Here is a 20,394-nt window from a genome sequence, read left to right as displayed (position 1 = left end):
GGGCTTGGGATCATTTCCCTCGGAGGACAGCCATGGCCCCTGACGCGAACACGCCCCCGCCGGACGGCTCTCCGGGCCGCGGGGAAGCCGGGAACGGCTCTCCGGGCAGCGCGGAAGCCGAGGGCGCCGAGCCGGCGACCGACTCCGGGAAACGCCGTCGGTCGCCCCGGCTCACGCTCCCCGGCTGCTGGGGTGCGCTCCTCCTCGCGTGCCTCTCCTTCACCCCGTCGCTGCTGCCTCGCGGCGGGGTGCTCCAGGGACTGATCTGCGGCATCAGCGCGGCCATCGGTTACGGGCTCGGCGTGCTCCTGGCCTACGTGTGGCGCGCGTTCGCCGACCGCGACCCGCGCGACGCGTCGCACGGGTCGTGGCGCGTCCTCGTCATCTGCGCGATCGGAGTGTTCGGCCTCTCGTTCGGCTTCGGCCAGTACTGGCAGCACGAGATCCGCGGGCTCATGGGGGTCACCGACTACAACGTCCTCGCCGCCGTCGCCTGCCCGTTCGTGGCCGCGCTCGTCTTCCTGCTCCTGCTGTTCACGGGCCGGGGACTGCGGCGCGCGTACCGGTGGCTCGCCCGTCACCTCCGCCGCTGGATCGGGCCGCGCGCGGCCGGGGTGGTCGGCTGGGTGGTGGTGGTCGGCCTGACGTGGTCCGTCGTCAGCGGCGTCCTGCTGTCGGGGATCGTGAACGCGGCCAACGAGGCCTTCTCGCTGCGTGACACGACGACGCCGGAGGGCGTGCGGCAGCCCACGTCCGCCCTGCGCTCCGGCGGGCCCGGTTCCCTGGTGCCGTGGGACACGCTGGGCTACCAGGGCCGGGCCTTCACCGGCAGCGGTCCGACGGCCCGGGACATCGGCGCCTTCACCCACCGCACGGCGCAGGAGCCCGTCCGGGCCTACGCCGGACTCGAGACCGCCGACGACACGGAGGCGCGCGCCGAACGGGCCGTCGCCGACCTCCGGCGGGCCGGCGGCTTCGAGCGCGCGAACCTGCTCGTCATGACCACCACGGGAAGCGGCTGGGTCGACCCGGCCGCCGTGGACTCCTTCGAGTACCTCGGCAACGGCGACTCCGCCACCGTGGCCCTGCAGTACTCGTACCTGCCGTCGTGGCTCTCCTATCTCGTGGACCAGTCCAAGGCGCGCCAGGCCGGCCGCGAACTCTTCGACGCGGTCTACGACGTCTGGTCCAAGCTGCCCCAGGACCAGCGCCCCCGGCTGTACGTCGCCGGCGAGAGCCTGGGGTCGTTCGGCGGCGAGGCGGCCTTCAGCGGCGAGTACGACCTCCGCAACCGCACCGCCGGCACCCTGTTCGCCGGCCCGCCGAACTTCAACACCCTGTTCCGCGAGTTCAGCGACCGGCGCGACGCCGGAAGCCCGGAGATCGAGCCCGTCTACCAGCAGGGGCGGACCGTACGGTTCACCGACGACCCGGCCTCCGGAATCCCTCCCGAGGGCCCGCCGTGGAAGGGCACGCGCGTGCTCTACCTCATGCACCCGTCCGACCCGATCGTCTGGTGGAGCCCGAAACTGGCGCTCTCCGAACCCGACTGGATCGGCCAGGCGCCCGGCAGCGACGTCCTCGAAGGAATGGTCTGGATCCCCTTCGTGACCTTCTGGCAGGTCACAGCGGACCTGCCGTTCTCCACAGGTGTGCCGGACGGCCACGGTCACACGTACAAGGCCGCGTACGTCGACGGCTGGAACGCCGTCATGCGGCCTCCGGACGTCACGCCGCAGGACCTGGACCGGCTGCGGGACGTCATCCAGCCGCCGGAAAACTGAGCCGGCCTCGCGCGGCCTGGGTCACGCGCGCGACTCGGCGCAGGTCGCCTCAGCTCAGCGCAGCAGGAAGCCGACGACGTAGCCGAACGCGTTGACCGCCCAGTGCAGCCCCATCGGGGCCAGCAGACTGCCGCTGCGGCGGCGCAGTTCGCAGAAGAGGACACCCGACGCCGCCGTGAAGAGCACGGCGCCCAGGATCGCGAGGACCGCGCCGAGCGCGGAGTCCCCCAGGACCGAGCCCAGCGCGGGCTTCGCCGTCGCCAGGTGCAGGGACGGCAGGACGTGCCACAGGCCGAACAGCACACTCGACACGGCGGTCGCCCAGACCGCTCCACGGGCCCGGCGGACCAGTCCGTAGAGCACTCCGCGGAAGGCGATCTCCTCCACGAGGACCGTGCCGACGGGGACCACCACGAGGACGCGCGCCGCCATCTCGCTCCCCGTCATCCCGTCGTACCGCCGGTCCTCGAACAGCGAGCGGGTGTCCGGCAGCAGCGCTCCCACGGCATAGACGAGGGCGAGGACGCCCACCAAGGCCAGCGCCCACCTCGCACCGCGGGCCAGTGTCCCGGGCGCCAGCCCCGCGTCCGCCAGGGTGCCTCCCGCCCAGCGGAGCACTCCGAGCAGCAGGGCGCTCACCGCGACGGCCGCCAGCAGGCGGATCGTGCCGCTCCAGCGGTTCAGCAGCAGATTCGCCACGACGAGGACGACGACCGTGAGGGCCACGGCGGGCCACGTGCCGATCGGCCCGCGCCACCGGCCGCGCGCCCGGCCGCTGTGCGTCCACCCGCTGCGCGCGCGACCGTCCGCGGTGGGGCGCCCTCGTCCTACGGGCCGCTCGGCATCGTCGCGATCGCGGCAGGGCACTGGAGGTTCCGTCCTTGGCTGTCGCACCGGCGGCTGTCTCGCCCCTCCAGGGCACGCTACGAGTGGTCGCGCTTCAGCGAATCCCTGATGCCTTCCGCCCGGTGCCGCACGTTCGTCACCTTCCGGCGGATCTTGACCTTCATCTGGTCCGTCTTGCCTTCGGCCTCAAGGCGCTCATGCCCCGTGATCCTCCCGGCGATCTCCTTGATCCTGCCCTTGGCCTTGTCCATGGCGCCGTCCATGCCCTGGTCCCTCCGTCACATGCGTTCTCACCCCCCACGTTAGGTTTCGGCGGCCCAAGGTGCTCGTCGACACCGGCCGGACGCCCCCTTCCCGACCTTGCATCCCGGAGGATCGGGGGTGTGGCCCAGAGTGCGGCTGTGCCGTCGTACAGCTCAGCTGAGTCACATACGGCTCCGCGGTACGGGGCTTCCTCCAAGCCCCCTCTCATTCGCCATGGAGACTCCCACGACTTTGTTGCAAATGAGCGCGATTGAGCCCTACGGTGTCGCACATGCAGTCCTACACCATCGGGCGGGCCGCGCGGCTGCTGGGCGTGAGCCCGGACACGGCGCGGCGCTGGGCGCACGCCGGGCGGGTCGCGACCCACCGCGACGAGAGCGGTCGACGAATGATCGACGGCAAGTCGCCGGCCGCGTTCTCCGTGGAGATCGCGCAGGGCGATGACGACGACGCGTCGTACACGTCGGCGCGCAACGCGTTCCCGGGCATCGTCACGGCGATCAAGCTCGGCGACATCGCGGCCCAGGTCACCGTCCAGGCCGGTCCGCACCGGCTGGTCTGCCTCCTCACCCGTGAGGCCGTGGAGGAACTGGGACTGAAAGTCGGCATGCAGGCCACCGCCCGCGTGAAGTCGACCAGCGTGCACATCGACCGCACCTGATTCCCCTCACGCAGTACCGAGATGTCTCAGCCGTTGGCGCGGCCGGCCTTTCTCCCGAACTTTCCGTTCGTTCCCAAGGAGTTCAGACCGTCATGTCCCTCACCCCCGCCAGACGCCGTACGGCCGTCGCCATCCTTACCGCCGCCCTCGTCGTGCCGCTCGCGGCCTGCTCGTCGAGCGACGACACCGAGAAGGACTCCGCCGGCTCCACCGCCTCCGGCTCGGCTAGCGCCGCGCCGAAGGCGAACCTCACCGTCCTCGCCGCCGCGTCCCTCACCGACGTGTTCAAGACGGCCGGTGCCGCGTACGAGAAGTCCCACCCCGGCACGAAGATCACCTTCTCCTTCGCCGGCTCGCAGGAGCTCGTCGCCCAGGTCGCCCAGGGCTCCCCCGCCGACGTCCTCGTCACCGCCGACACCAAGAGCATGGACAAGGTGAAGGCCGACACCGGCACCCCCGCGATCATCGCGCAGAACCGGCTCGTGATCGCCACCGGCGAAGGTAACCCGTTCAAGGTCGACGACCTGAAGGACCTCGCGGACACCAAGCTCAAGGTCGTCCTCGCGGCCCCCGGGGTGCCCGCCGGCAAGTACAGCAAGAAGATCCTCGACGCCCGGAAGATCACGGTGAAGCCGGTCTCCCAGGAGCCCAACGTCCGCGCCGTGCTCAGCAAGGTCGAGCTCGGCGAGGCCGACGCCGGCCTCGTCTACAAGACCGACGCCGAGAGCGCCAAGGACAAGGTCGACGCCGTCGAGATCCCCGACGACCAGAACGCCATCGCCCAGTACCCGGCCGCCACGCTGAAGGAATCGCAGAACGCCGAGGCCGCCGCCGCCTTCGTCGCCTGGCTCTCCTCGCCCGAGGGCCAGAAGATCCTCCAGGACGCCGGCTTCCAGAAGCCGTAGGGGTTCCAGGGGCGCTCGGAGCGCGAGGGACCGGCTCGACCGGCGTCGTGGGCACTGACGTGACGCACTGGCTCGGCCTCGGCGGGAGCCGGTGCGTTCGGTCGGTCAGCTCGTCGCTCGTACGGCGGCCCTGATCAGGTCGGCGACCCTGGTGGGCTCGGAGAGGGCGACGGCGTGCGAGGCGTCGGGAAGTTCGACGACGACGGCGCCGGCCCGTGCGGCACCGAAGCGCTGGACGTCGGGGCTGATCATGCGGTCGGCTCCGGCGACCAGGGCCCAGGACGGTTTCGTCCGCCATGCCGCCACGGCTGCGGTCTCGGTGAACGCGGCTGCGGCGAGGGGGCGTTGGGTCACAGCCAGGACGCCGGCGACGTCCTCGGGCACGTCCGCCGCGAAGACGGAGGGGAAGGCCGTCTCGTCGACGGTGACCTCGACCGCGTGGTCGCCGTCGTGGAGCGGGTAGGTCCGCTGCTTCAGGTTGCCCGTCAGCGGAGGATCGGGGAAGCGGGCCTGGAGCCGGCCGAGGCTCTCGCCCTCATGGGGCACGTAGGCGGCCACGTAGACGAGCCCCACGACGTTCTCCGCGGCGCCGGCCACGGTGATCAGCGCACCGCCGTACGAGTGGCCGACGAGTACGGCCGGCCCCTCGACCTGTGTCAGGACGGAGGCGAGGTAGGCGGCGTCCGAGGCCAAGCCCCGGAGCGGGTTCGGCGGGGCGATCACCGGGATGCCGCTGCTCCGCAGTTCCGCGATGACGCCTATCCAGCCGGTCGCGTCGGCGAAGGCACCGTGCACGAGGACGACGGTGGGGTGGGGCATGCGATTTCTCTTCTCGGTGTGTCGGGCAGGACGGCGCGCACGCGTCTCACGGCCGTCGTTCGCCCTGGGCGTCGGCGGTCATCGGTGCGAAGGCCGAGGTCGCCAGGGCCTGCCATTCGCTGGGGCTCATGCCGTAGGCCCCGCGGAACGTGCGGCTGAAGTGCGAGGGGCTGCTGAAGCCCCAGCGGTGTGCCACCGCGGCCATCGTGGTTCTCCGGGTGGAGCGGCCCAGCTCGAACCGGCAGGACTCGAGCCTGCGCTGCCGCACCCATTGGCTCACCGTGCTGCCGTCGTTCTGGAAGAGCTTCTGCAGGTACCGGACGGAGATGTGGTGGGCGCGTGCGATCGACTCCGGCGAGAGGTCCGGGTCCGTCAGGTGTTCCTCGATGTGGGCGTGGATGCGGGACAGCATCTCGTTGACGGCCCCGGGCGCGTCGTCGGCGTCGTCCGTCGTGTCCGCTTCGAGGAGCTCCATGACCAGGACGGAGAGGAGGTGTACGGCCGTCCGGGCACGCCGGTCCCCGATCGTGGACCGGCGGAACTCGGCCTTGGCGGCCAGCGCGGTCAGGAAGTCGGAGGCCAGCGCCCCGATCCCCTCCCCGCCGCGCACGGGCACGCCGAGCACCTGGTCGAGTTCCGGCTCCGTGACGCCCAGATAGCAGCGCGGCACCCGGAAGAAGATCATCTGGCAGTCCTCGCCGAACCGCAGCAGGCGCCGTCGGGCCGGGTCGCAGAAGACCAGGTCGTTCGGCTCCAACAGGGTCGTGGCACGCTCGTGGACGACGGTGACGGGCCCGCGGACGTGGACGCCGAGGTAGACGTGGTTCCGGTCGTACGCATCCGGCATCTCGGAGAGCATCTGGACCAGCCACCCCGAGCGGGAGGAGGGCGGGGTCGGGTCGGACGCCTGCCGGGGCACCCGTTCGGGAGTACGTGACACCAGTGTGAGGGGCATGGGGATTCCTGGCTGTGAGTTCGTGCGGGCGGAGTACGGGGTCACGCCCCTCTCGCCGGCTCCTCGGCCAGGAACTTCTCCACCACGGCGTTGAAGGCCGGCGGGTTCTCCAGGAAGGGGAAGTGCGAGCTCGCCACGCCGGAGGGGAAGACGTGCAGGCGTGCGCCGGGAATCCGCTCGGCGACGAAGCGCTGTGAATCGGGGTGCACATGGCTTCCCTCGCAGCCGATCACCAGGGTCGGCACGTCGATCCGGGGAAGCACGTCGCGCCAGTCCTGCGCGCAGTGGTCGAACAGCAGCGGTACGCCCGCGTAGGCGGGTGTCGACCCGATCTGCTCGGCGACGAAGGCCAGCAGCTCGGGGTCGGGCTCGCCGGAGAACATGCCGCGCACGAAGTCGGCGCGGACCGTGTCGCCTTCCGGCCCCGCGAGGGCCGCGCCCAGGTAGAGCAGCCCCGACACGTCGAAGATGGCACCGGAGTCCCGCTGTTCCCGCTCGGTCATCCACGGCACGGCGGCGACCGCCGCGGGCTGGTCGACGGCGACGAAGCGGCGGATCCGTCCGGTCCCGTACTGGTCGACGAAGCTCCACCACACCGAGACGCCCATGGACCAGCCCAGTGCGTCGAAGCGGTCGAGACCGAGATGGTCCACGAGTTCGAGCACGTCGCGGGAGAGCCGGGCGATGCGGTAGCCGTGCTGCGGCTTGCCGGACTGCCCGTGGCCGCGGAGGTCGACGGTGACGATGCGGCGACCGGGCGCCAACCCCTCGATCTGGTGGCGGAACATCGCCTGCGTCTGCCCCCAGCCGTGCAGCATCACCAGGGGGACGTCCTCGCCGCCGGTGTCCTGGTAGGCGAGCCGTACGCCGTCCGTCGTGATCAGTTCCTTCATGACCTCTCCCCTGGTCAGAGGCGGTACGTCGTCCCCGCCCGTCCGTCACATCATCGAATGGGGCCCGTCGCCCGCACCACCGCGAGCTGTAGGAATCGGGCCGTGGTTCCTCCTCGCTTTGTCGAAGCGGGTCGGAGGTCAGGCGGCTGCGTCGGCGCCCGGCGCGAGGAGTTCCCCGATCCTGAGGCCGAGGTGGAGCGTGAGCCGGTGGGCGCCGTCGTCGAGGTCGAGTCCGGTGATCTCCTGGATCTGCCGCAGGCGGTAGTAGAGCGAGGTGCGGTGGATGCCCAGCGTGTCCGCTGTCTTGGGAATCGATCCGGCGTGTTCGAGGAAGCAGCGCAGGGTGTCCCGCAGGCGGTCGCCGCCATGGGCCTCGGTCAGCGTACGGAGCGGCTTCGGGATCAGGGACGCGTTCAGGGTGTGCTCGGGAAGCTGGAGCAGCACGGCGAGTTCCCCGAGCAGCTCCCAGTCGCCGGCGCTCTTCAGGGAGGGCAGTCGGCGAGCCGCGCGGGCCGCCACCAGCGCCTGCTCGTACGAGGTCCACGCGTCGTCCAGACCGGCGTGCCGGCCACCGACACCGATGACGGGGTCCGCCGACGGATCGAGGAAGGTGCGGAGTTCGTCGAGGATGCGAGCGGACTGGGCGGCGACCTCGTCCGGGCGCGGCGGCCGGCCGCGAAGCTGGAGCAGTACCGCCCGCTCCTTGCCGATCGCGACGAGACCCTGGGCGGAGCGCGTCTGCCGGAAGCCCTCCAACGCCGCCCACAGGGCGGCCTCGGACTGTCGCACGAGCTCCGTCCCGCAGCTCAGCTGGACGACGGTGACCAGGACGTGCTCCCCCGCCCCGAGCAGCCCCAGTTCCATGCCGCGCCGACGCGCGGTGGTGCGTGCGGCGACGTCGGCGCCCACGAGTGCGAGGGCCAGGTCCCGTTCGTCGGTCTTCCGGGTGTCGGCGGCGATCCGCTCTCCGTACATCTGGGCCGACATGGCGTCCGCGGCCCGGGCGATGGCCGTGGTCTCCTGCTCCCCCAGCGTCTTGTCGGGCACGACCACCAGGAGCAGACCGAGGAGGTGCCCGCGCTCGCGCAGGGGTACGACGTAACGGGGCAGCAGTCCGAGATCGTCACGGCCGCCGATGAATCCGGCCCGGGACCACTGGGTCACGCCTTGGGCGAGGACGTAGCGGATGGCCGCGTTGTCGGCGCGGCCCTGCAGCAGGGTGCCGATGCGGACCGGGTCCTCGTCGCCGAAGTGGCGGCTCGTGCAGACCATGCGGACCAGCGGGTCGTCGACGGCGACGGACCGGCCGAGCCGCTCTGCGAGGTCGTCGACGAGTGCCTGGAGCTCGGGGCTGCCGGGGCGGGCCCGCTGGAGCCTGACGGTCATGCGCTGTTCCTCTCTCGATCAACGGTTCCCCGCGGACTTCTCCATTCCGCGGCTCTTGATCATTCTGAGGAAGGGGCGACGTGGGCACATCACACGAATCGTCCATCGCCGTGGCACCCGCAGGGGATACGAAGCGACTACTCTCCGCTGTCGCGATGCCTCACCAGGCGGGTCAGGTCGACGCGCGAGGTGATGTCCAGCTTGGTGAAGGCCCGGCGCAGGTGCGAGCCCACCGTGTGCGGCGAGACGGAGAGGTGCTCGGCCACCTGTCGGTTGGTCAGCCCTCGGGCCACGAGCCGTACGACCCGCGTCTCCGCGGCCGTCAGCTCGGGCCATGCGCCGTCGAGTGCGGCCGGCGAGGGCCGTCGGCGGACACCGGCGGCCCGCAGGCGCCGGCGCACCCGGGCCTCGTCCCGTGCGGCGCCCGCTCGCGCGTAGAGGGCGAGGGCCGTCTCGAAGTACGGCACCGCTTCGGACCTGCGGGTGGCCGCCAGCTTGCGTCCCGCGTCCTCCAGTGCCGAGGCCCGGGCCAGCAGCCGAGGGCAGTCCTCGTACAACCGGACGGCGCGTACCAACTGCCCCAGGTCGTTGTCGAGGAGCCCCCGGGCGTGCGCGGCGGTGGCGGCGAGGAACGTGAGGTCGGGGTTGAGCGCGGCTCGCCGCTCGGCAAGCGCGACCGCCTGCGCGGCCCGTTCGTGGGCGCCGGCGCGCAGGGCCAGGCGGACGAGGACCGGGGCGTCGGCGGGGTCGATCAGGCCGGCGTAGGCGGGCCGGTCCTCGGCGGGCGAGATCATCACCTCGTCGAGTTCGGCCATGGCACGGTCGGGCCGGCCTTCGAAGTCGGCCATGAGTGCCAGCATCCAGGAGCCGAAGTGCCGGACGACGGGTGCGCCGTCGCTCCGCATGCGCCTCGCCTGCGCCGCGTACGCTCGTGCGGTCGGCTGGTCGTCGCTGTGGAGGGCGACGCGCAGCATCACGTACCTGAGCGTGACGTCGGCGAGGTTTCCCGGTCCGGGATCGTCGGTCGTCGGCGACGCGGCTTCGGCGTCGGCCCGGGCGTCCGCCAGCCGTCCGGCTTCCAGCAGGATGCGGGAGCGGGTCATGAGCCACATGCGGGTGGCGGCCGTCCGGCCCTGCTCCCTGGTGATGCGGACACCCTCCTCCGCGATGGCGAGCGCATCCTCGGAGCGCCCGGTGGTGTGCGACAGGAGCGCGTGCCACAAGGCCTCCGGTACCCACAGCGAGGTGGTGACGCCCAGGGCCTCGGCCAGCGCGGCGGACCGTTCGGCCTGCCGGAACGCCTCGGTCAGGTCCATGCGGTGGAAACTCACGGCCGAGCGGACCGTCGTCAACGTGGCCTCGGCGGTGCGGTCCCCCGCCGCGGCAGCTGTGTCCCACGCCTCCGCGGCGACCTGTTCGGCCGCCGCGTGCTCGCCCGACATCGACAGACCGACGGCGAGCATGGCGAGCAGTCGCCCCCGCACGTCCACGGGGATCCCGGGCAGTGCCGCGCCCGCGCGGGCCTGCCGGACCGCCTCGGAGAAGTCGTACGGAACGGAGAGGCGTGCCAGGGCGAGGCGTATGCGCGCCTCGTCCTCGGGTCCGAGACCGCCGTCGGCCAGGGCGGAGGCTCCGAGCTCACGCGCCTGGACGGCCCGCCCCGTCTGCCAGAGCAGCGGGATCGCCTCGGCGATGACCCGAGGACGCTCCGGAGCGTCCGCCGTGGTGAGTTCCAGGGCCTTGAGGCTGTGCTCCGCGGCGGGTCCGGGAGCGGTGGCCGCGAGTTCCGCCGCGGCGATGCGCAGCCGGTCGGCCTCCGCAGCGTCTCCTGCGCCCGCTCTCCGGGCCTCCGCCGCGTCTGAGGGTGCCCTCCCGGCCGGCGGCGCGTGACGCTCGGCGGGGGATGCCGTGCTCCCCGGCGGCACCTGTGCGGCTTGTCCACGCAGGGCCTGACGCAGGGGCAGGGGGAGGCCGGCTTCCACCGCCTCGCGGATCAGGTCGTGGCGGAAGGCGAGGCGGTCACCGCTCTCGGTGAGCAGGTCGGCGTCGAGGGATTCCCGTACGGCCGTGATGAGCGCCGCGGAGGACGTGCCGAGCAGTTCGGCCAGCAGCGCGACGGTGACCGGGCCGCCCACGGCGGCCGCCGTCTGCACCAGCTTCCGTGCCTCGTCGGACAGTTGGTCGAGGCGGCGTACGACAGAGGGGAGTTCCCGGGGGGCCGGGGGTCCGGCCGGCAGCCTGGCCGTGCCGTTCCGGATCGTCACCGCGTCCTCCTCCCGAAGCCGGCCGAGGAGCTCGACCAGGAGCTGTGGCACCCCCTCGGCGCGGTGGGCGAGACGGAGGACGTCCGGGTCGGGTGGGGCGCCCAGGACGTCCTCGGTGATCCGTGCGATCTCCCGGTCTTCCAGTGCTCCGAGTGCCAGCTCGTGTGCGCCGGCCCGCCGGATCCTGTCCAGGGTCGTGCGCACGCCCGACGGCACGCTGCCGCCGCGCACGGCGACCAGCCACAGGATGGCGTGCGAGGAGAGTCCGGCCGCGAGGGTGTTGAAGGTGAGAAGGGTCAGGTCGTCGCACCACTGGAGGTCGTCGAGGACGACGAGCAGGGGGCCGTTTCGAGCCGTCTCCCGCAGGCGGTCCCCCAGTTCCTGGAGCAGCCAGAAGCGCTGGCCCGGGGTCGTGGCGAGGTCCCTGAGGCGGACGGCTCCCGACAGCGGTTCCTCGCCGGAGAGCAGACCGTCGAGGAGCGGGCCGAGCGGCACGAACTGTCCGTCGGGGTCCGCCGCTCCCTCGAACACCCTCGTCCCGCGCCGCCGCGCGGCTGCCGCGGCCTCCGCGAGGATCCTGGACCTGCCGATGCCGGCGGGGCCTTCGACGCGGATGATCCCGCCTTCGCCCCGGTCGAGCGCGTCGAGCCGCGCCTCGACGAACGCCAGTTCGGCGTCCCTGCCGCGGAGGGGCGTCCGTACACCGTCGGATCCCTCGGGCACGGTCCTTGTCGTCACTCGGTCTACGCTCATACGGCGGAACAGTATGAACCATGTGGACCACCCCGGCGCCGCCCGGCCCCGGGGGCCCGTCTCAGTCGAAGCGCAGGTCGGCGAGTTGCCGTTCGAGGACGGTGACGTCGTCCTCGGGCTCTTCCCCGACCGGGCGCGCCGCCGTGAGCGCGGCGAGCTCGGCGCCCGCCCGGCGGACGCGGCCCGGCAGGCCGTCGGTGTACTCGTCTCCCCCCGAGCCCCAGTCCTCGGAGGCCGCGAACACGGCGGTGGGGACGACGACGGCGCGAAGGTAGGCGAAGAGCGGGCGCACGGCGTGCTCCAGGACCAGGGAGTGGCGGGCGGTGCCGCCCGTCGCCGCGATCAGGACCGGTTTCCCGGAGAGGGCGTCCGGGTCGATCACGTCGAAGAAGGACTTGAAGAGACCGCTGTAGGAGGCCGCGAACACCGGAGTCACGACGATCAGGCCGTCGGCCGACGTCACCGCGTCGATCGCGGCGCCCAGTCGCGGCGACGGAAAACCGGTGACGAGGTGGTCGGCGATGTCGCGGGCCAGGGCGCGCAGCTCCACGACCTCGGTCGAGGCCGCCTGCCCCCGGGCGGCGAGTTCGGCGCCGGCCGACTCGGCCAGCCGGTCGGCGAGCAGGCGGGTGGAGGAGGGGGTGCTCAGCCCCGCGGAGACGACGAGGAGCTTCATGCGGCGGACACCTCCCGGACGGCTCGGAGGGACGCGTGCGTGGGGGCCTCCGGCACGTCGGCCGGACGTCCCTTCGCGAATTCCCTCCGCAGTACGGGCACGACCTCTTCGCCGAGGATGTCGAGCTGTTCGAGCACGGTCTTCAGGGGCAGGCCCGCGTGGTCCATCAGGAAGAGCTGGCGCTGGTAGTCGCCGACGGTCTCCCGGAACGACAGGGTCCGTTCGATGACCTGCTGGGGAGAGCCCACCGTCAGCGGGGTCTGCTCGGTGAAGTCCTCGAGCGAGGGGCCGTGGCCGTACACCGGCGCGTTGTCGAAGTAGGGACGGAACTCCCGTACGGCGTCCTGGGAGTTCTTGCGCATGAAGACCTGTCCGCCCAGGCCGACGACGGCGTCCTCCGGTCGGCCGTGACCGTGGTGCGCGAACCGGCGCCGGTAGAGCTGCACCATGCGCCTGGTGTGGTCGGCCGGCCAGAAGATGTTGTTGTGGAAGAAGCCGTCGCCGTGGAAGGCGGCCTGCTCGGCGATCTCGGGGGACCTGATGGAGCCGTGCCAGACGAAGGGCGGGACGCCGTCCAGGGGCCGCGGTGTCGAGGTGAAGGCCTGGAGCGGCGTACGGAAGGTGCCCTCCCAGTCCACGACGTCCTCGCGCCACAGCCGGCGCAGCAGCGCGTAGTTCTCCTTGGCGAGGGGGACGCCCTGGCGGATGTCCTGGCCGAACCACGGGTACACCGGGCCGGTGTTGCCGCGGCCCAGCATGAGGTCGACGCGGCCGTCGGCCAGGTGCTGGAGCATCGCGTAGTCCTCGGCGATCTTCACCGGGTCGTTCGTGGTGATCAGCGTCGTGGACGTGGACAGGATCAGCTTCTCGGTGCGGGCGGCGATGTAGCCGAGCATGGTCGTCGGTGACGACGGCACGAACGGCGGGTTGTGGTGCTCGCCGGTCGCGAAGACGTCGAGCCCGACCTCCTCGGCCTTGAGCGCGATGGCGACCATCGCCTTGATGCGCTCGCGTTCGGTAGGAGTGCGGCCGTCGGTGGGGTCGGGGGTCACGTCCCCGACGGTGAAGATGCCGAACTGCATGGGGTGTCTGCTCTCCTGAGCTCGTGCGGTTCCCGCCCGGGGGAACCGGGGGCCGGGGTGACGCCGGGTGCTCCGGCGTCACCCGGCGGGTCAACGGTGGGGCGTCACTTCGCCAGGAAGGCGAGGAGGGCGGTGTTGACCTCCTCGGCGTGGGTCCACAGCAGACCGTGCGGGGCGCCCTCGATCTCGACGTAGTCGGCCGACGGGAGCGCCTTGTGGAAGGGGCGCGCGGTGCCCTCGGCGGGCAGGATGCGGTCGGCGGTGCCGTGCAGGATCAGGGCCGGCACGTCGACGGCGGGGATGTCGGCGCGGAAGTCGGTGTACCAGGTCGCCGGTGCGGCGGACGCGGCGAAGGATCCGCCGCGGGCCGCGGTGTCCCAGCTGTGGCGGACGGCCTCCTCGCTGATGCGGGTGCCCAGGTTCTCGTCGAGGTTGTAGAAGTCGTTGAAGAAGGCCGTGTAGTAGGCGTAGCGGTCGGCCTTGACCGCGGCGACGACGCCGTCGAAGAACTCCTTCGGGGCGACGCCCTCCGGGTTGTCGTCGCTCTTGAGCAGGCAGGGCTCCAGGGAGGCCAGGAAGGCGACCTTGGCGACGCGGCCGGAGCCGTACGCGGAGACGTAGCGGGCGACCTCGCCGGTGCCCATGGAGAAGCCGACGAGGACGGCGTCCTTCAGGTCGAGGGTCTCCATCACGGTGTTCAGGTCGGCGGCGAAGGTGTCGTAGTCGTAGCCGGTGGTCGGCTGCGAGGACTGCCCGAATCCGCGGCGGTCGTACGTGATCACGCGGTAGCCGGCGTCGAGCAGCGCGGCGCTCTGGCGCTCCCAGGAGTGGCCGTCGAGCGGGAAGCCGTGGATGAGGACGACGGGCTGCCCGGCGCCCTGGTCCTCGAAGTACAGCTCGACGGGGTTGGTGTTCTCCTGGCCCACGGTGATGTACGGCATGAAGGTGCTTCCTCGCTTCGGGGTGGCTGGTCCGCGCGTCGGAGCGGCGCGGTGTGACCGTCACGCTAGGACCGGTCCCGCACCTCGTTTTGCCGTACCGCGCACCACTCCTTGCACGGGGGCGCAGGGCTCGCTCAGCCGCCGGTGGCCGTTCCCGCGTCGTCCTCCGCCAGGACGATCCGCGCCAGGTGGACCCTCGACCGCACCGAGAGCTTGCGGAAGATCGACGCCAGATGGGTGTTGACCGTGTGCGGGGAGACGACCAGGGTCTCCGCGGCCGACCGGTTGGTGTGACCTGCGGCGATCAGCCTGGCCACCTTGCGTTCCGAGGCCGTGAGGGCGTCCCAGCCCTGGTCGGGGCGCGGCCGGGGGCTTCTCGTGCGCCGACCGGAGCGTCGTGCGGCGGGCTCCGGATCGGCCCGGACCCGGTCGGCCTCGGCGTCGGCCCCCGCCTGGGCGTAGATGTCGTGGGCCCTGGTCAGGGCGGCTGTCGCGGCGGGGTCACCCGCCGCGCGGAGAGCGCGCCCGAGGTCGGCGGAGGCGGCGGCGAGGGGCAGCGGCCGAGGGCCGGTGAGGAGGATGCGGACCGACCGCTCCAGGAGTGCGCGGTCGGCGTTGACCAGGCCGGCCGCGTGGGCGGCCGTCCCCTGGGCGGTCGGCACGGAGGGGTTGCGGGTGGCGTGTTCGGCGGCCTGGGCCGCGAGGGCCTCGGCCAGGTTCCGGTCCCCGCCGCGCAGGGCGATCCCCACGGCCTGGACGACATGGGGGCGCAGGAGCCGCCACCGGAGGAAGGGGTGGTCCCGCTGCGCCGATCGGACCAGGTCGGCCGCTGTCGCGTGGTCGCCGTCGGCGTCGGCGACGACGGCCTCGAAGTACCGGTGCGTGGCACGGTTGCCGGTGTTCGGCCGGTCGGCCACGGTCGCCCGCACGACGGCCAGGTGGTCCCGCGCGGCTTCGCGGTCGCCGCGGAGCAAGGCGAGGAGACCGCGGTTGACGCGGATGTTGACCAGGTTGCCGGGCACATGGAGGTCGGCTTCGAGCCGCTCGGCGGTGACCAGGTCGGCGTCCGCGTCGTCGAGCCGGCCGAGCGCCATGTTCAGGGTTCCCTGGGCCCAGATCAGCATGGCGGGGCGCAGGGGAGCGTCGCCGGCCGTCCGGAGCGTGCGCCGTACGGTGTCGAAGTCGTCCATGTGGATCCGGGCGACGGCCTCCTCGGGCAGGAAGGCCGTGTCGAACACGCTCAGCGCCGTGTGGTGTTCGACGGCGGCGGCGCAGTCGCCCGCGTTGAGGGCGATCTCGCCGAGGCCCCAGAGCGCGAGGACGCGGGCCTCCCGGTCACCGGCCCGCTCCGCCTCGGCGAGCGCCCGTTCGCCGGTCTCGCGAGCGGCCGCGAGGTCGCGTCCGCGGGACCGGGCCAGGGCCTGCCGGGCGGTGAGCCGGGCGCGGATCGCCGGGTCGGTGACGGCTGCCAGCGCCGCCGTCGAGCGGCGGGTCAGCTCGTGGACGTCGTCGAGGTGCCACAGCGTGTCGCCGAGCACGGACTGCAGACGTGCGAAGACGTCGAGGGGCGGCTGCCGGGCGAGCAGCGCGTCGCCGGTGTCCCGTGCCTGGGTGTAGCGGCCCGCCCGGGTCAGCGCGATGATGGCCCGCTCGCCGACGTCGTACGCCATGGGCGCACGGGGCGGTACGAGTTCCAGGGCGCGTACGGCCAGGTCGGCGGCGAGGTCGGGCATCACGGAGATCACGTCCGTGGCGGCCGTGTCGAGCAGCCCGATCGCCTCCTGGTCGCCGGGTTCGGCGCTCTTCAGCAGGTGCGGGACGGCGTCGGCGGAGCTGCGGCCCGCCGCGACGAGCCGGCTCGCCGCCTCCCGGTGCAGCGCACGGCGTACGGAGGGGGCGAGGTCGGCGTACACCGCCTGGCGGAGCAGGTCGTGGCGGAACAGGAGGCGTTCGCCGTCGTCGTGGAGGAGGGCGGCGGCGATCGACTCGTCCACTTCGGCGCTGAGTCCGGAGGCGGGCCGGCCGCACAGGGCGGCGGCGTCCGCGAGCGAGAACGCGCGGCCGAGGACCGAGCCGATCCGCAGGAAGTGGAGGGTGTCCGGCCGGAGGTCGGCCAGCCGGTCGCGCACTCCGAGGACCAGCCGCTCCGGCGGCTCCGTCCCGTCCGCGCCCGACGCCTCGATGCCCGCGAGCATCTCGGTCGCGAGGAAGGGGTTGCCGCCGGCCCCGTCGAGGAGCTCCGCGACCCGCTCCGGCACGTCCCCGCCGAGGACGTCGCGTGCCAGCTCGGTCAGGGCCGCGTCGGGCAGCGGGCGCAGGGGGAGGGTCGTCGTCCGCTGCCCCTGCCCGTACGGTTCCGGGTCCTCCCTGCCCGTGAGCAGCCAGAGGACCGGGGAGCCGCTCAGCCGTGCCGGCATGACGCTCAGGGCGAACCGGCTCAGCGGGTCGGCCCATTGCACGTCGTCGACCGCGATCAGTACGGGCGTGCCCGCCGAGCGTTCCTCGATCAGCTGGGCCAGCCGTTCGACGAGCCAGATGCGCTGGTCGTGGTGGCCGGCGAGGTCCGCGAAGTCCGCGCCGGACAGCAGCGGCGGGTCACCGTGCAGGAGGCCCGAGGCCAGGGAGGCGAGCGGCGCCAGCTCGTGCAGTTCCTCGGCGCGTCCATGGCTGACGACGAATCCGTGGGCCCGTGCGAGCGAGACGGTCTCCCGCAGCAGCGCGGTCTTCCCGATGCCGGGCTCGCCCAGAAGCAGCGCGACGGCTCCTCCCTCGCCGTCGCGCACCGCCTCGACCAGGGCGCGCAGCCGCGCCAGCTCGGCTTCGCGGCCCCGCAGCCCGGGCCGGCTCAGCCCCGCCGCCACACCGTGGCCTTCGGTCCGGGCGGCCCTCACCCCTTGACCGATCCCGCGAGCAGCCCCCGTGCGAAGTGCCGCCGGAGGGAGAAGAACACGAGCAGCGGGACGGACGCCGCCACGAAGGCTCCTGCGGTGAGCCGCTGCCACTCGTCGCCGTACGTCCCGGCCATGCCCGCCAGCCTGACCGTCATCGGCGCCGTCTCGGCCGTTCCCCCCGACAGCGTCAGTGCCACGAGGAGGTCGTTCCACACCCAGATGAACTGGATGACGGCGAAGGTGACCAGGGCCGGGCGGGCCAGGGGCAGCACGATCCGGAGCAGCAGCGTCCCGTGCGACGCGCCGTCGACGCGGGCGGCCTCGATCAGATCCCGGGGCAGCCCCGACAGGAAGTTGTGGAGGAGGAACACCGCGAACGGCAGCGCGAAGACCGTGTGGGCGAACCAGACCTGGCCGAACCGCGCGGGACCGGTGAGGTGCCACGCGGGCAGGAACAGCCAGCCCTGCGAGAAGAGCTTCAGGAGCGGGACCAGGGCCATCTGGAGCGGCACGATCTGGAGCGCGAAGATGCCGACGACGAGGGCGTCGCGCCCTCGGAAGTCGATCCAGGCCAGCGCGTACGCCGCGAAGAAGGCCAGGACGAGCGGGAACAGCACCGAGGGCAGGGTGATGACGACGGAGTTGACGAAGTGCTCCGCGAGCCGCCCCGACCCGTTCGCGCCGCCGGACAGCACCTGGCCGTAGTTGTCGAGAGTGAGGTGCGGGCTGCCGAACACGGTCCACCAGCCCGTCGTCTTGACCTCCTCCTCGGGGCGGAACGAGGAGAGCAGGAGACCGAGGGTCGGGGTCGTCCAGAGGACCGCGATCACCACGGCGATCGAGGTGAGGGCGCGGGAGGCCAGACGCTCCCGGACGCCGTTCACCCCGCCCTCCGCTGCGCCCTGACCTGGTGGGCGACGAAGGGGGTGACGAGGACGAGGAGGAGCACGGCGAGCGCCGCGCCGCGGCCCGTCTCGCCGTAGCGGAAGGCCTGGTCGTACATCTCGTGGGCGATGACGCCCGTGTCGAACTGTCCGCCGGTCATGCTCCTGACCATGTCGAAGGCCTTGAAGGTGCCGATCGCCTGGGCGAGGACCACCACGAGCAGCGTGGGCCTGATCGACGGCAGGGTGATCCGCCGGAAGATCTGCCGGGGGGACGCGCCGTCGAGTCGGGCCGCCTCGGTCAGCTCGTCGGGTACGGCCCTGATCGCGCCGGCCAGCAGCACGGCCGCGAAGCCCGCCTGCGCCCACACCATCGCCACGATGAGGAACAGGACGTTCCAGGGGGAGTCCACGAGCCATTGCCGCGGCTCGCCGCCGAACGCGACGACGAGCCGGTTCAGCAGCCCGATCTGGCCGACCTCCGCGGGGCGGTAGGCGTAGACGAACTTCCAGACGACACCCGCGCCGACGAACGAGATCGCCATCGGCGTCAGGAGGAGGGACAGCGCGAACGTTCCGAACCGCGACCGCGCGACGGCCGCCGCGTAGAGCAGACCGACCGCGGTCGCCGTCAGCGGCACGAGCACCACCCACGTCAGGGTGTTGCGCAGCGCCACCAGCGCCCGGGGGTCGGTGACCATCCACACGTAGTTGTCGAAGCCGGCCCAGGCGTCTCCCCCGCTGTCGGTGAACGACAGCGCCACGGTTCGCAGACCCGGCAGGAGGAGACCGACGGTGAGCAGCAGCAGCGCGGGGGCGAGCAGGAGGAGGGCCGCGGCCCTCCTGCGTACCGGCCCCCGGTGCAGCGCCAGCAGGATCAGGGAGACCACCGCCGCGAAGGCGGCGACGCCCTGGAGCAGGTACAGCAGCTTGGGCTGCTGGGCGACGGCGTCGAACGACATCAGCGGCTCGGCCAGGACCGTTCGACGGAGTCGGCGACCTGTCGGGTGCTCGCGCCGCCGATCCAGTCGGTGGCTCCCTTCCAGAACGTCCCCGCGCCGACCGACGCCGGCATGCGGTCCGAACCGTCGAACCTGAACTGCGTCCTGGGGTCCTGGAGCAGCTGGATCGAGAGCCTGTCGACCGGGGTCGCGGCGTTCGCCGGATCCACTCCCCTGTTCGCCGAGACGAACGGGCCCTTCCTCATGCGCGCGTTCGCGAAGTCCGCGGAGGCCAGATACTCCTGGAACGCCCGCACTTCGGGACGGTCGGCGAACGCCGCGGTGAACACCCCACCGCCCAGTACGGGGCGGCCGGCCGCATCGGCTCCCGGCAGGAGGAAGGTGTAGACGTCCTTGTCCGGTCCGATCTCGGTGCCCTTCGGCCACATGTCCGCGTAGAACGAGGCCTGGCGGTGCATCGCGCAGTCGCCGGAGAGAATCGGTGTGCCGGCCTCCTGGAAGGAGATCGACGCCATCGACCGGGCCGGACCGAATCCGCCGTTGGCGTACCGGTCGTTCTTGAGGATGGACCCCACGGTGTCCATGGCCTTGATCACCCGCGGGTCGTTGAACGGGATCTCGTGGGCGACCCACTGGTCGTAGACGTCCGTGCCCTGCTGGCGCAGCAGGACGTCCTCGATCCAGTCCGTCACGGGCCAACCGGTCGCCTGGGCGGACTCGATGCCCGCGCACCAGGGCTTGACGCCCGACGCCGCGATCTTCTCCGTCACGGCCATCAGCTCGGACCACGTGCGGGGAACGCTCAGTCCCCTGTCGCGGAAGAACTTCGGGGAGTACCAGACGAACGACTTCACGTTCGCGACCAGCGGTGTGCCGTAGAGGGTGCCGTTCACGGTCGCGTAGCCGTTCCAGTCAGCCGACCAGCCCTGCTCCGCGAGGGCCGCGACCCTGGCGCTCACGGGCTTGAGCCTCCCGGCTCGCGCGAAGCGCTCCAGGAGCCCGGGCTGGGGGAAGAACGCCACGTCAGGGGCGCTCCCGCCGTCGACCCGGAGCTGGATCTGGGCCTCGAACTCCCCGTCCCCCTCGTACTGGACGTCGATTCCCGTGCAGTCGGCGAAGTCCGCCCAGGTCTCCTCGAACAGGTCGGCTTCCCGGTCCCTGTTCTCCGCGTACACGGTGACCTTGGTGCCGGGGTTCCTGCCGTACCTGGCGTACGGCCCGCAGTCCACGGCGGCGTGCGACCGCGAACCACCGTCCTGCGGTACACCGCAGGCGGCGGCGAGGGCGGCGAGGGCAAGGACGACGAGCGCGGGCCTCGCGCCGAACCACATGGGTGTATCTCCTCCGATCGCCCCGCCGAAGAGCTCTCGGGGGGCGGTCAGAAGCTACCAGCGCTCGAACAATATCGACTAATCGTTCGATCTCGAA

The 20,394-nt window shown here is 72.2% G+C and carries 17 protein-coding genes; 3 read left to right on the top strand and 14 right to left on the bottom strand.

Translation table 11 applies throughout. From position 1 onward, the window contains the following. Window positions 1-32: 32 nt before the first annotated feature. The gene (locus tag MRBLMG1_RS29125) at window positions 33-1,784 is read left to right on the top strand and encodes an alpha/beta hydrolase (protein ID WP_367827121.1); all 1,752 of its coding nucleotides are present in this window, start codon (window positions 33-35) and stop codon (window positions 1,782-1,784) included. Window positions 1,785-1,838: 54 nt separating this feature from the next. On the opposite strand, the gene MRBLMG1_RS29120 is transcribed toward MRBLMG1_RS29125, so the two are convergent. Together MRBLMG1_RS29120 and MRBLMG1_RS29115 are read right to left on the bottom strand one after the other, a co-directional pair. Further along, window positions 1,839-2,510 carry a CPBP family intramembrane glutamic endopeptidase gene (locus MRBLMG1_RS29120; protein ID WP_367827120.1) on the bottom strand — a complete coding sequence of 224 codons (672 nt, stop codon included), beginning with the start codon at window positions 2,508-2,510 and terminating at the stop codon, window positions 1,839-1,841. Window positions 2,511-2,707: 197 nt separating this feature from the next. Continuing rightward, window positions 2,708-2,893, bottom strand: coding sequence for a CsbD family protein (locus MRBLMG1_RS29115; RefSeq protein WP_367827119.1), 186 nt, complete (start codon window positions 2,891-2,893; stop codon window positions 2,708-2,710). 272 nt (window positions 2,894-3,165) lie between these two features. Between MRBLMG1_RS29115 and MRBLMG1_RS29110 the strand changes: the two genes are divergently transcribed. Both MRBLMG1_RS29110 and modA read left to right on the top strand, forming a co-directional pair. Continuing rightward, window positions 3,166-3,555 (top strand): TOBE domain-containing protein, encoded by a 390-nt coding sequence (locus MRBLMG1_RS29110; RefSeq protein WP_367827118.1) that lies wholly within the window; start codon window positions 3,166-3,168, stop codon window positions 3,553-3,555. A gap of 92 nt (window positions 3,556-3,647) precedes the next feature. Continuing rightward, on the top strand, window positions 3,648-4,460 hold the full coding sequence (gene modA / locus MRBLMG1_RS29105; RefSeq protein ID WP_367827117.1) for a molybdate ABC transporter substrate-binding protein: 813 nt from the start codon (window positions 3,648-3,650) through the stop codon (window positions 4,458-4,460). Window positions 4,461-4,565: 105 nt separating this feature from the next. Here the strand turns inward: modA and MRBLMG1_RS29100 are convergent, their stop codons facing one another. From MRBLMG1_RS29100 to MRBLMG1_RS29045, 12 genes are all read right to left on the bottom strand, one after another. Next, window positions 4,566-5,279 carry an alpha/beta fold hydrolase gene (locus MRBLMG1_RS29100; protein ID WP_367827116.1) on the bottom strand — a complete coding sequence of 238 codons (714 nt, stop codon included), beginning with the start codon at window positions 5,277-5,279 and terminating at the stop codon, window positions 4,566-4,568. A gap of 46 nt (window positions 5,280-5,325) precedes the next feature. Then, window positions 5,326-6,234, bottom strand: coding sequence for a helix-turn-helix domain-containing protein (locus tag MRBLMG1_RS29095; protein WP_367827115.1), 909 nt, complete (start codon window positions 6,232-6,234; stop codon window positions 5,326-5,328). Between the two features lie 41 nt (window positions 6,235-6,275). Then, the gene (locus MRBLMG1_RS29090; RefSeq protein WP_367827114.1) at window positions 6,276-7,127 is read right to left on the bottom strand and encodes an alpha/beta fold hydrolase; all 852 of its coding nucleotides are present in this window, start codon (window positions 7,125-7,127) and stop codon (window positions 6,276-6,278) included. A 138-nt stretch (window positions 7,128-7,265) separates the two neighbouring features. Then, window positions 7,266-8,513, bottom strand: coding sequence for a PucR family transcriptional regulator (locus MRBLMG1_RS29085; RefSeq protein WP_367827113.1), 1,248 nt, complete (start codon window positions 8,511-8,513; stop codon window positions 7,266-7,268). Between the two features lie 137 nt (window positions 8,514-8,650). Further along, window positions 8,651-11,530 carry a helix-turn-helix transcriptional regulator gene (locus MRBLMG1_RS29080; protein WP_367827112.1) on the bottom strand — a complete coding sequence of 960 codons (2,880 nt, stop codon included), beginning with the start codon at window positions 11,528-11,530 and terminating at the stop codon, window positions 8,651-8,653. Between the two features lie 61 nt (window positions 11,531-11,591). Further along, window positions 11,592-12,206 carry an FMN reductase gene (locus MRBLMG1_RS29075; RefSeq protein WP_367827111.1) on the bottom strand — a complete coding sequence of 205 codons (615 nt, stop codon included), beginning with the start codon at window positions 12,204-12,206 and terminating at the stop codon, window positions 11,592-11,594. Continuing rightward, window positions 12,203-13,288, bottom strand: coding sequence for an LLM class flavin-dependent oxidoreductase (locus MRBLMG1_RS29070; RefSeq protein ID WP_367827110.1), 1,086 nt, complete (start codon window positions 13,286-13,288; stop codon window positions 12,203-12,205). Before MRBLMG1_RS29070 ends, MRBLMG1_RS29075 begins: the two co-directional genes overlap by 4 nt. Before the next feature lie 104 nt (window positions 13,289-13,392). Then, a complete protein-coding gene (locus tag MRBLMG1_RS29065; protein ID WP_367827109.1) occupies window positions 13,393-14,229 on the bottom strand; it encodes an alpha/beta fold hydrolase in 837 nt (278 codons plus the stop codon). A 134-nt stretch (window positions 14,230-14,363) separates the two neighbouring features. Further along, a complete protein-coding gene (locus tag MRBLMG1_RS29060) occupies window positions 14,364-17,120 on the bottom strand; it encodes a helix-turn-helix transcriptional regulator (RefSeq protein ID WP_367827108.1) in 2,757 nt (918 codons plus the stop codon). Next, window positions 17,117-18,004: a carbohydrate ABC transporter permease gene (locus MRBLMG1_RS29055; protein ID WP_367827107.1), complete on the bottom strand. Its 888-nt coding sequence runs from the start codon at window positions 18,002-18,004 to the stop codon at window positions 17,117-17,119. The genes MRBLMG1_RS29060 and MRBLMG1_RS29055 overlap by 4 nt, the downstream gene beginning before the upstream one ends. Continuing rightward, entirely contained in the window at window positions 18,001-18,966 is a 966-nt protein-coding gene (locus MRBLMG1_RS29050) for a carbohydrate ABC transporter permease (RefSeq protein WP_367827106.1), read from the bottom strand. Before MRBLMG1_RS29050 ends, MRBLMG1_RS29055 begins: the two co-directional genes overlap by 4 nt. After that, window positions 18,966-20,297 (bottom strand): ABC transporter substrate-binding protein, encoded by a 1,332-nt coding sequence (locus MRBLMG1_RS29045; protein WP_367827105.1) that lies wholly within the window; start codon window positions 20,295-20,297, stop codon window positions 18,966-18,968. The genes MRBLMG1_RS29050 and MRBLMG1_RS29045 overlap by 1 nt, the downstream gene beginning before the upstream one ends. Window positions 20,298-20,394 lie beyond the last annotated feature (97 nt).

This window comes from Streptomyces sp. LMG1-1-1.1, assembly GCF_040815545.1.
Classification (GTDB): domain Bacteria; phylum Actinomycetota; class Actinomycetes; order Streptomycetales; family Streptomycetaceae; genus Streptomyces.
Note: the sequence above shows the minus strand (reverse complement) of the source record. Positions and strands in the feature narration are given on the sequence as shown.

Bases quoted from the DNA above. Each gene is read 5' to 3' on its own strand.
- MRBLMG1_RS29065 (WP_367827109.1), bottom strand. From the start codon at position 14,229: ATGCCGTACATCACCGTGGGCCAGGAGAACACCAACCCCGTCGAGCTG.
- MRBLMG1_RS29080 (WP_367827112.1), bottom strand. From the start codon at position 11,530: ATGAGCGTAGACCGAGTGACGACAAGGACCGTGCCCGAGGGATCCGAC.
- MRBLMG1_RS29075 (WP_367827111.1), bottom strand. From the start codon at position 12,206: ATGAAGCTCCTCGTCGTCTCCGCGGGGCTGAGCACCCCCTCCTCCACC.
- modA (WP_367827117.1), top strand. From the start codon at position 3,648: ATGTCCCTCACCCCCGCCAGACGCCGTACGGCCGTCGCCATCCTTACC.
- MRBLMG1_RS29100 (WP_367827116.1), bottom strand. From the start codon at position 5,279: ATGCCCCACCCCACCGTCGTCCTCGTGCACGGTGCCTTCGCCGACGCG.
- MRBLMG1_RS29095 (WP_367827115.1), bottom strand. From the start codon at position 6,234: ATGCCCCTCACACTGGTGTCACGTACTCCCGAACGGGTGCCCCGGCAG.
- MRBLMG1_RS29125 (WP_367827121.1), top strand. From the start codon at position 33: ATGGCCCCTGACGCGAACACGCCCCCGCCGGACGGCTCTCCGGGCCGC.
- MRBLMG1_RS29050 (WP_367827106.1), bottom strand. From the start codon at position 18,966: ATGTCGTTCGACGCCGTCGCCCAGCAGCCCAAGCTGCTGTACCTGCTC.
- MRBLMG1_RS29045 (WP_367827105.1), bottom strand. From the start codon at position 20,297: ATGTGGTTCGGCGCGAGGCCCGCGCTCGTCGTCCTTGCCCTCGCCGCC.
- MRBLMG1_RS29090 (WP_367827114.1), bottom strand. From the start codon at position 7,127: ATGAAGGAACTGATCACGACGGACGGCGTACGGCTCGCCTACCAGGAC.
- MRBLMG1_RS29085 (WP_367827113.1), bottom strand. From the start codon at position 8,513: ATGACCGTCAGGCTCCAGCGGGCCCGCCCCGGCAGCCCCGAGCTCCAG.
- MRBLMG1_RS29115 (WP_367827119.1), bottom strand. From the start codon at position 2,893: ATGGACGGCGCCATGGACAAGGCCAAGGGCAGGATCAAGGAGATCGCC.
- MRBLMG1_RS29110 (WP_367827118.1), top strand. From the start codon at position 3,166: ATGCAGTCCTACACCATCGGGCGGGCCGCGCGGCTGCTGGGCGTGAGC.
- MRBLMG1_RS29070 (WP_367827110.1), bottom strand. From the start codon at position 13,288: ATGCAGTTCGGCATCTTCACCGTCGGGGACGTGACCCCCGACCCCACC.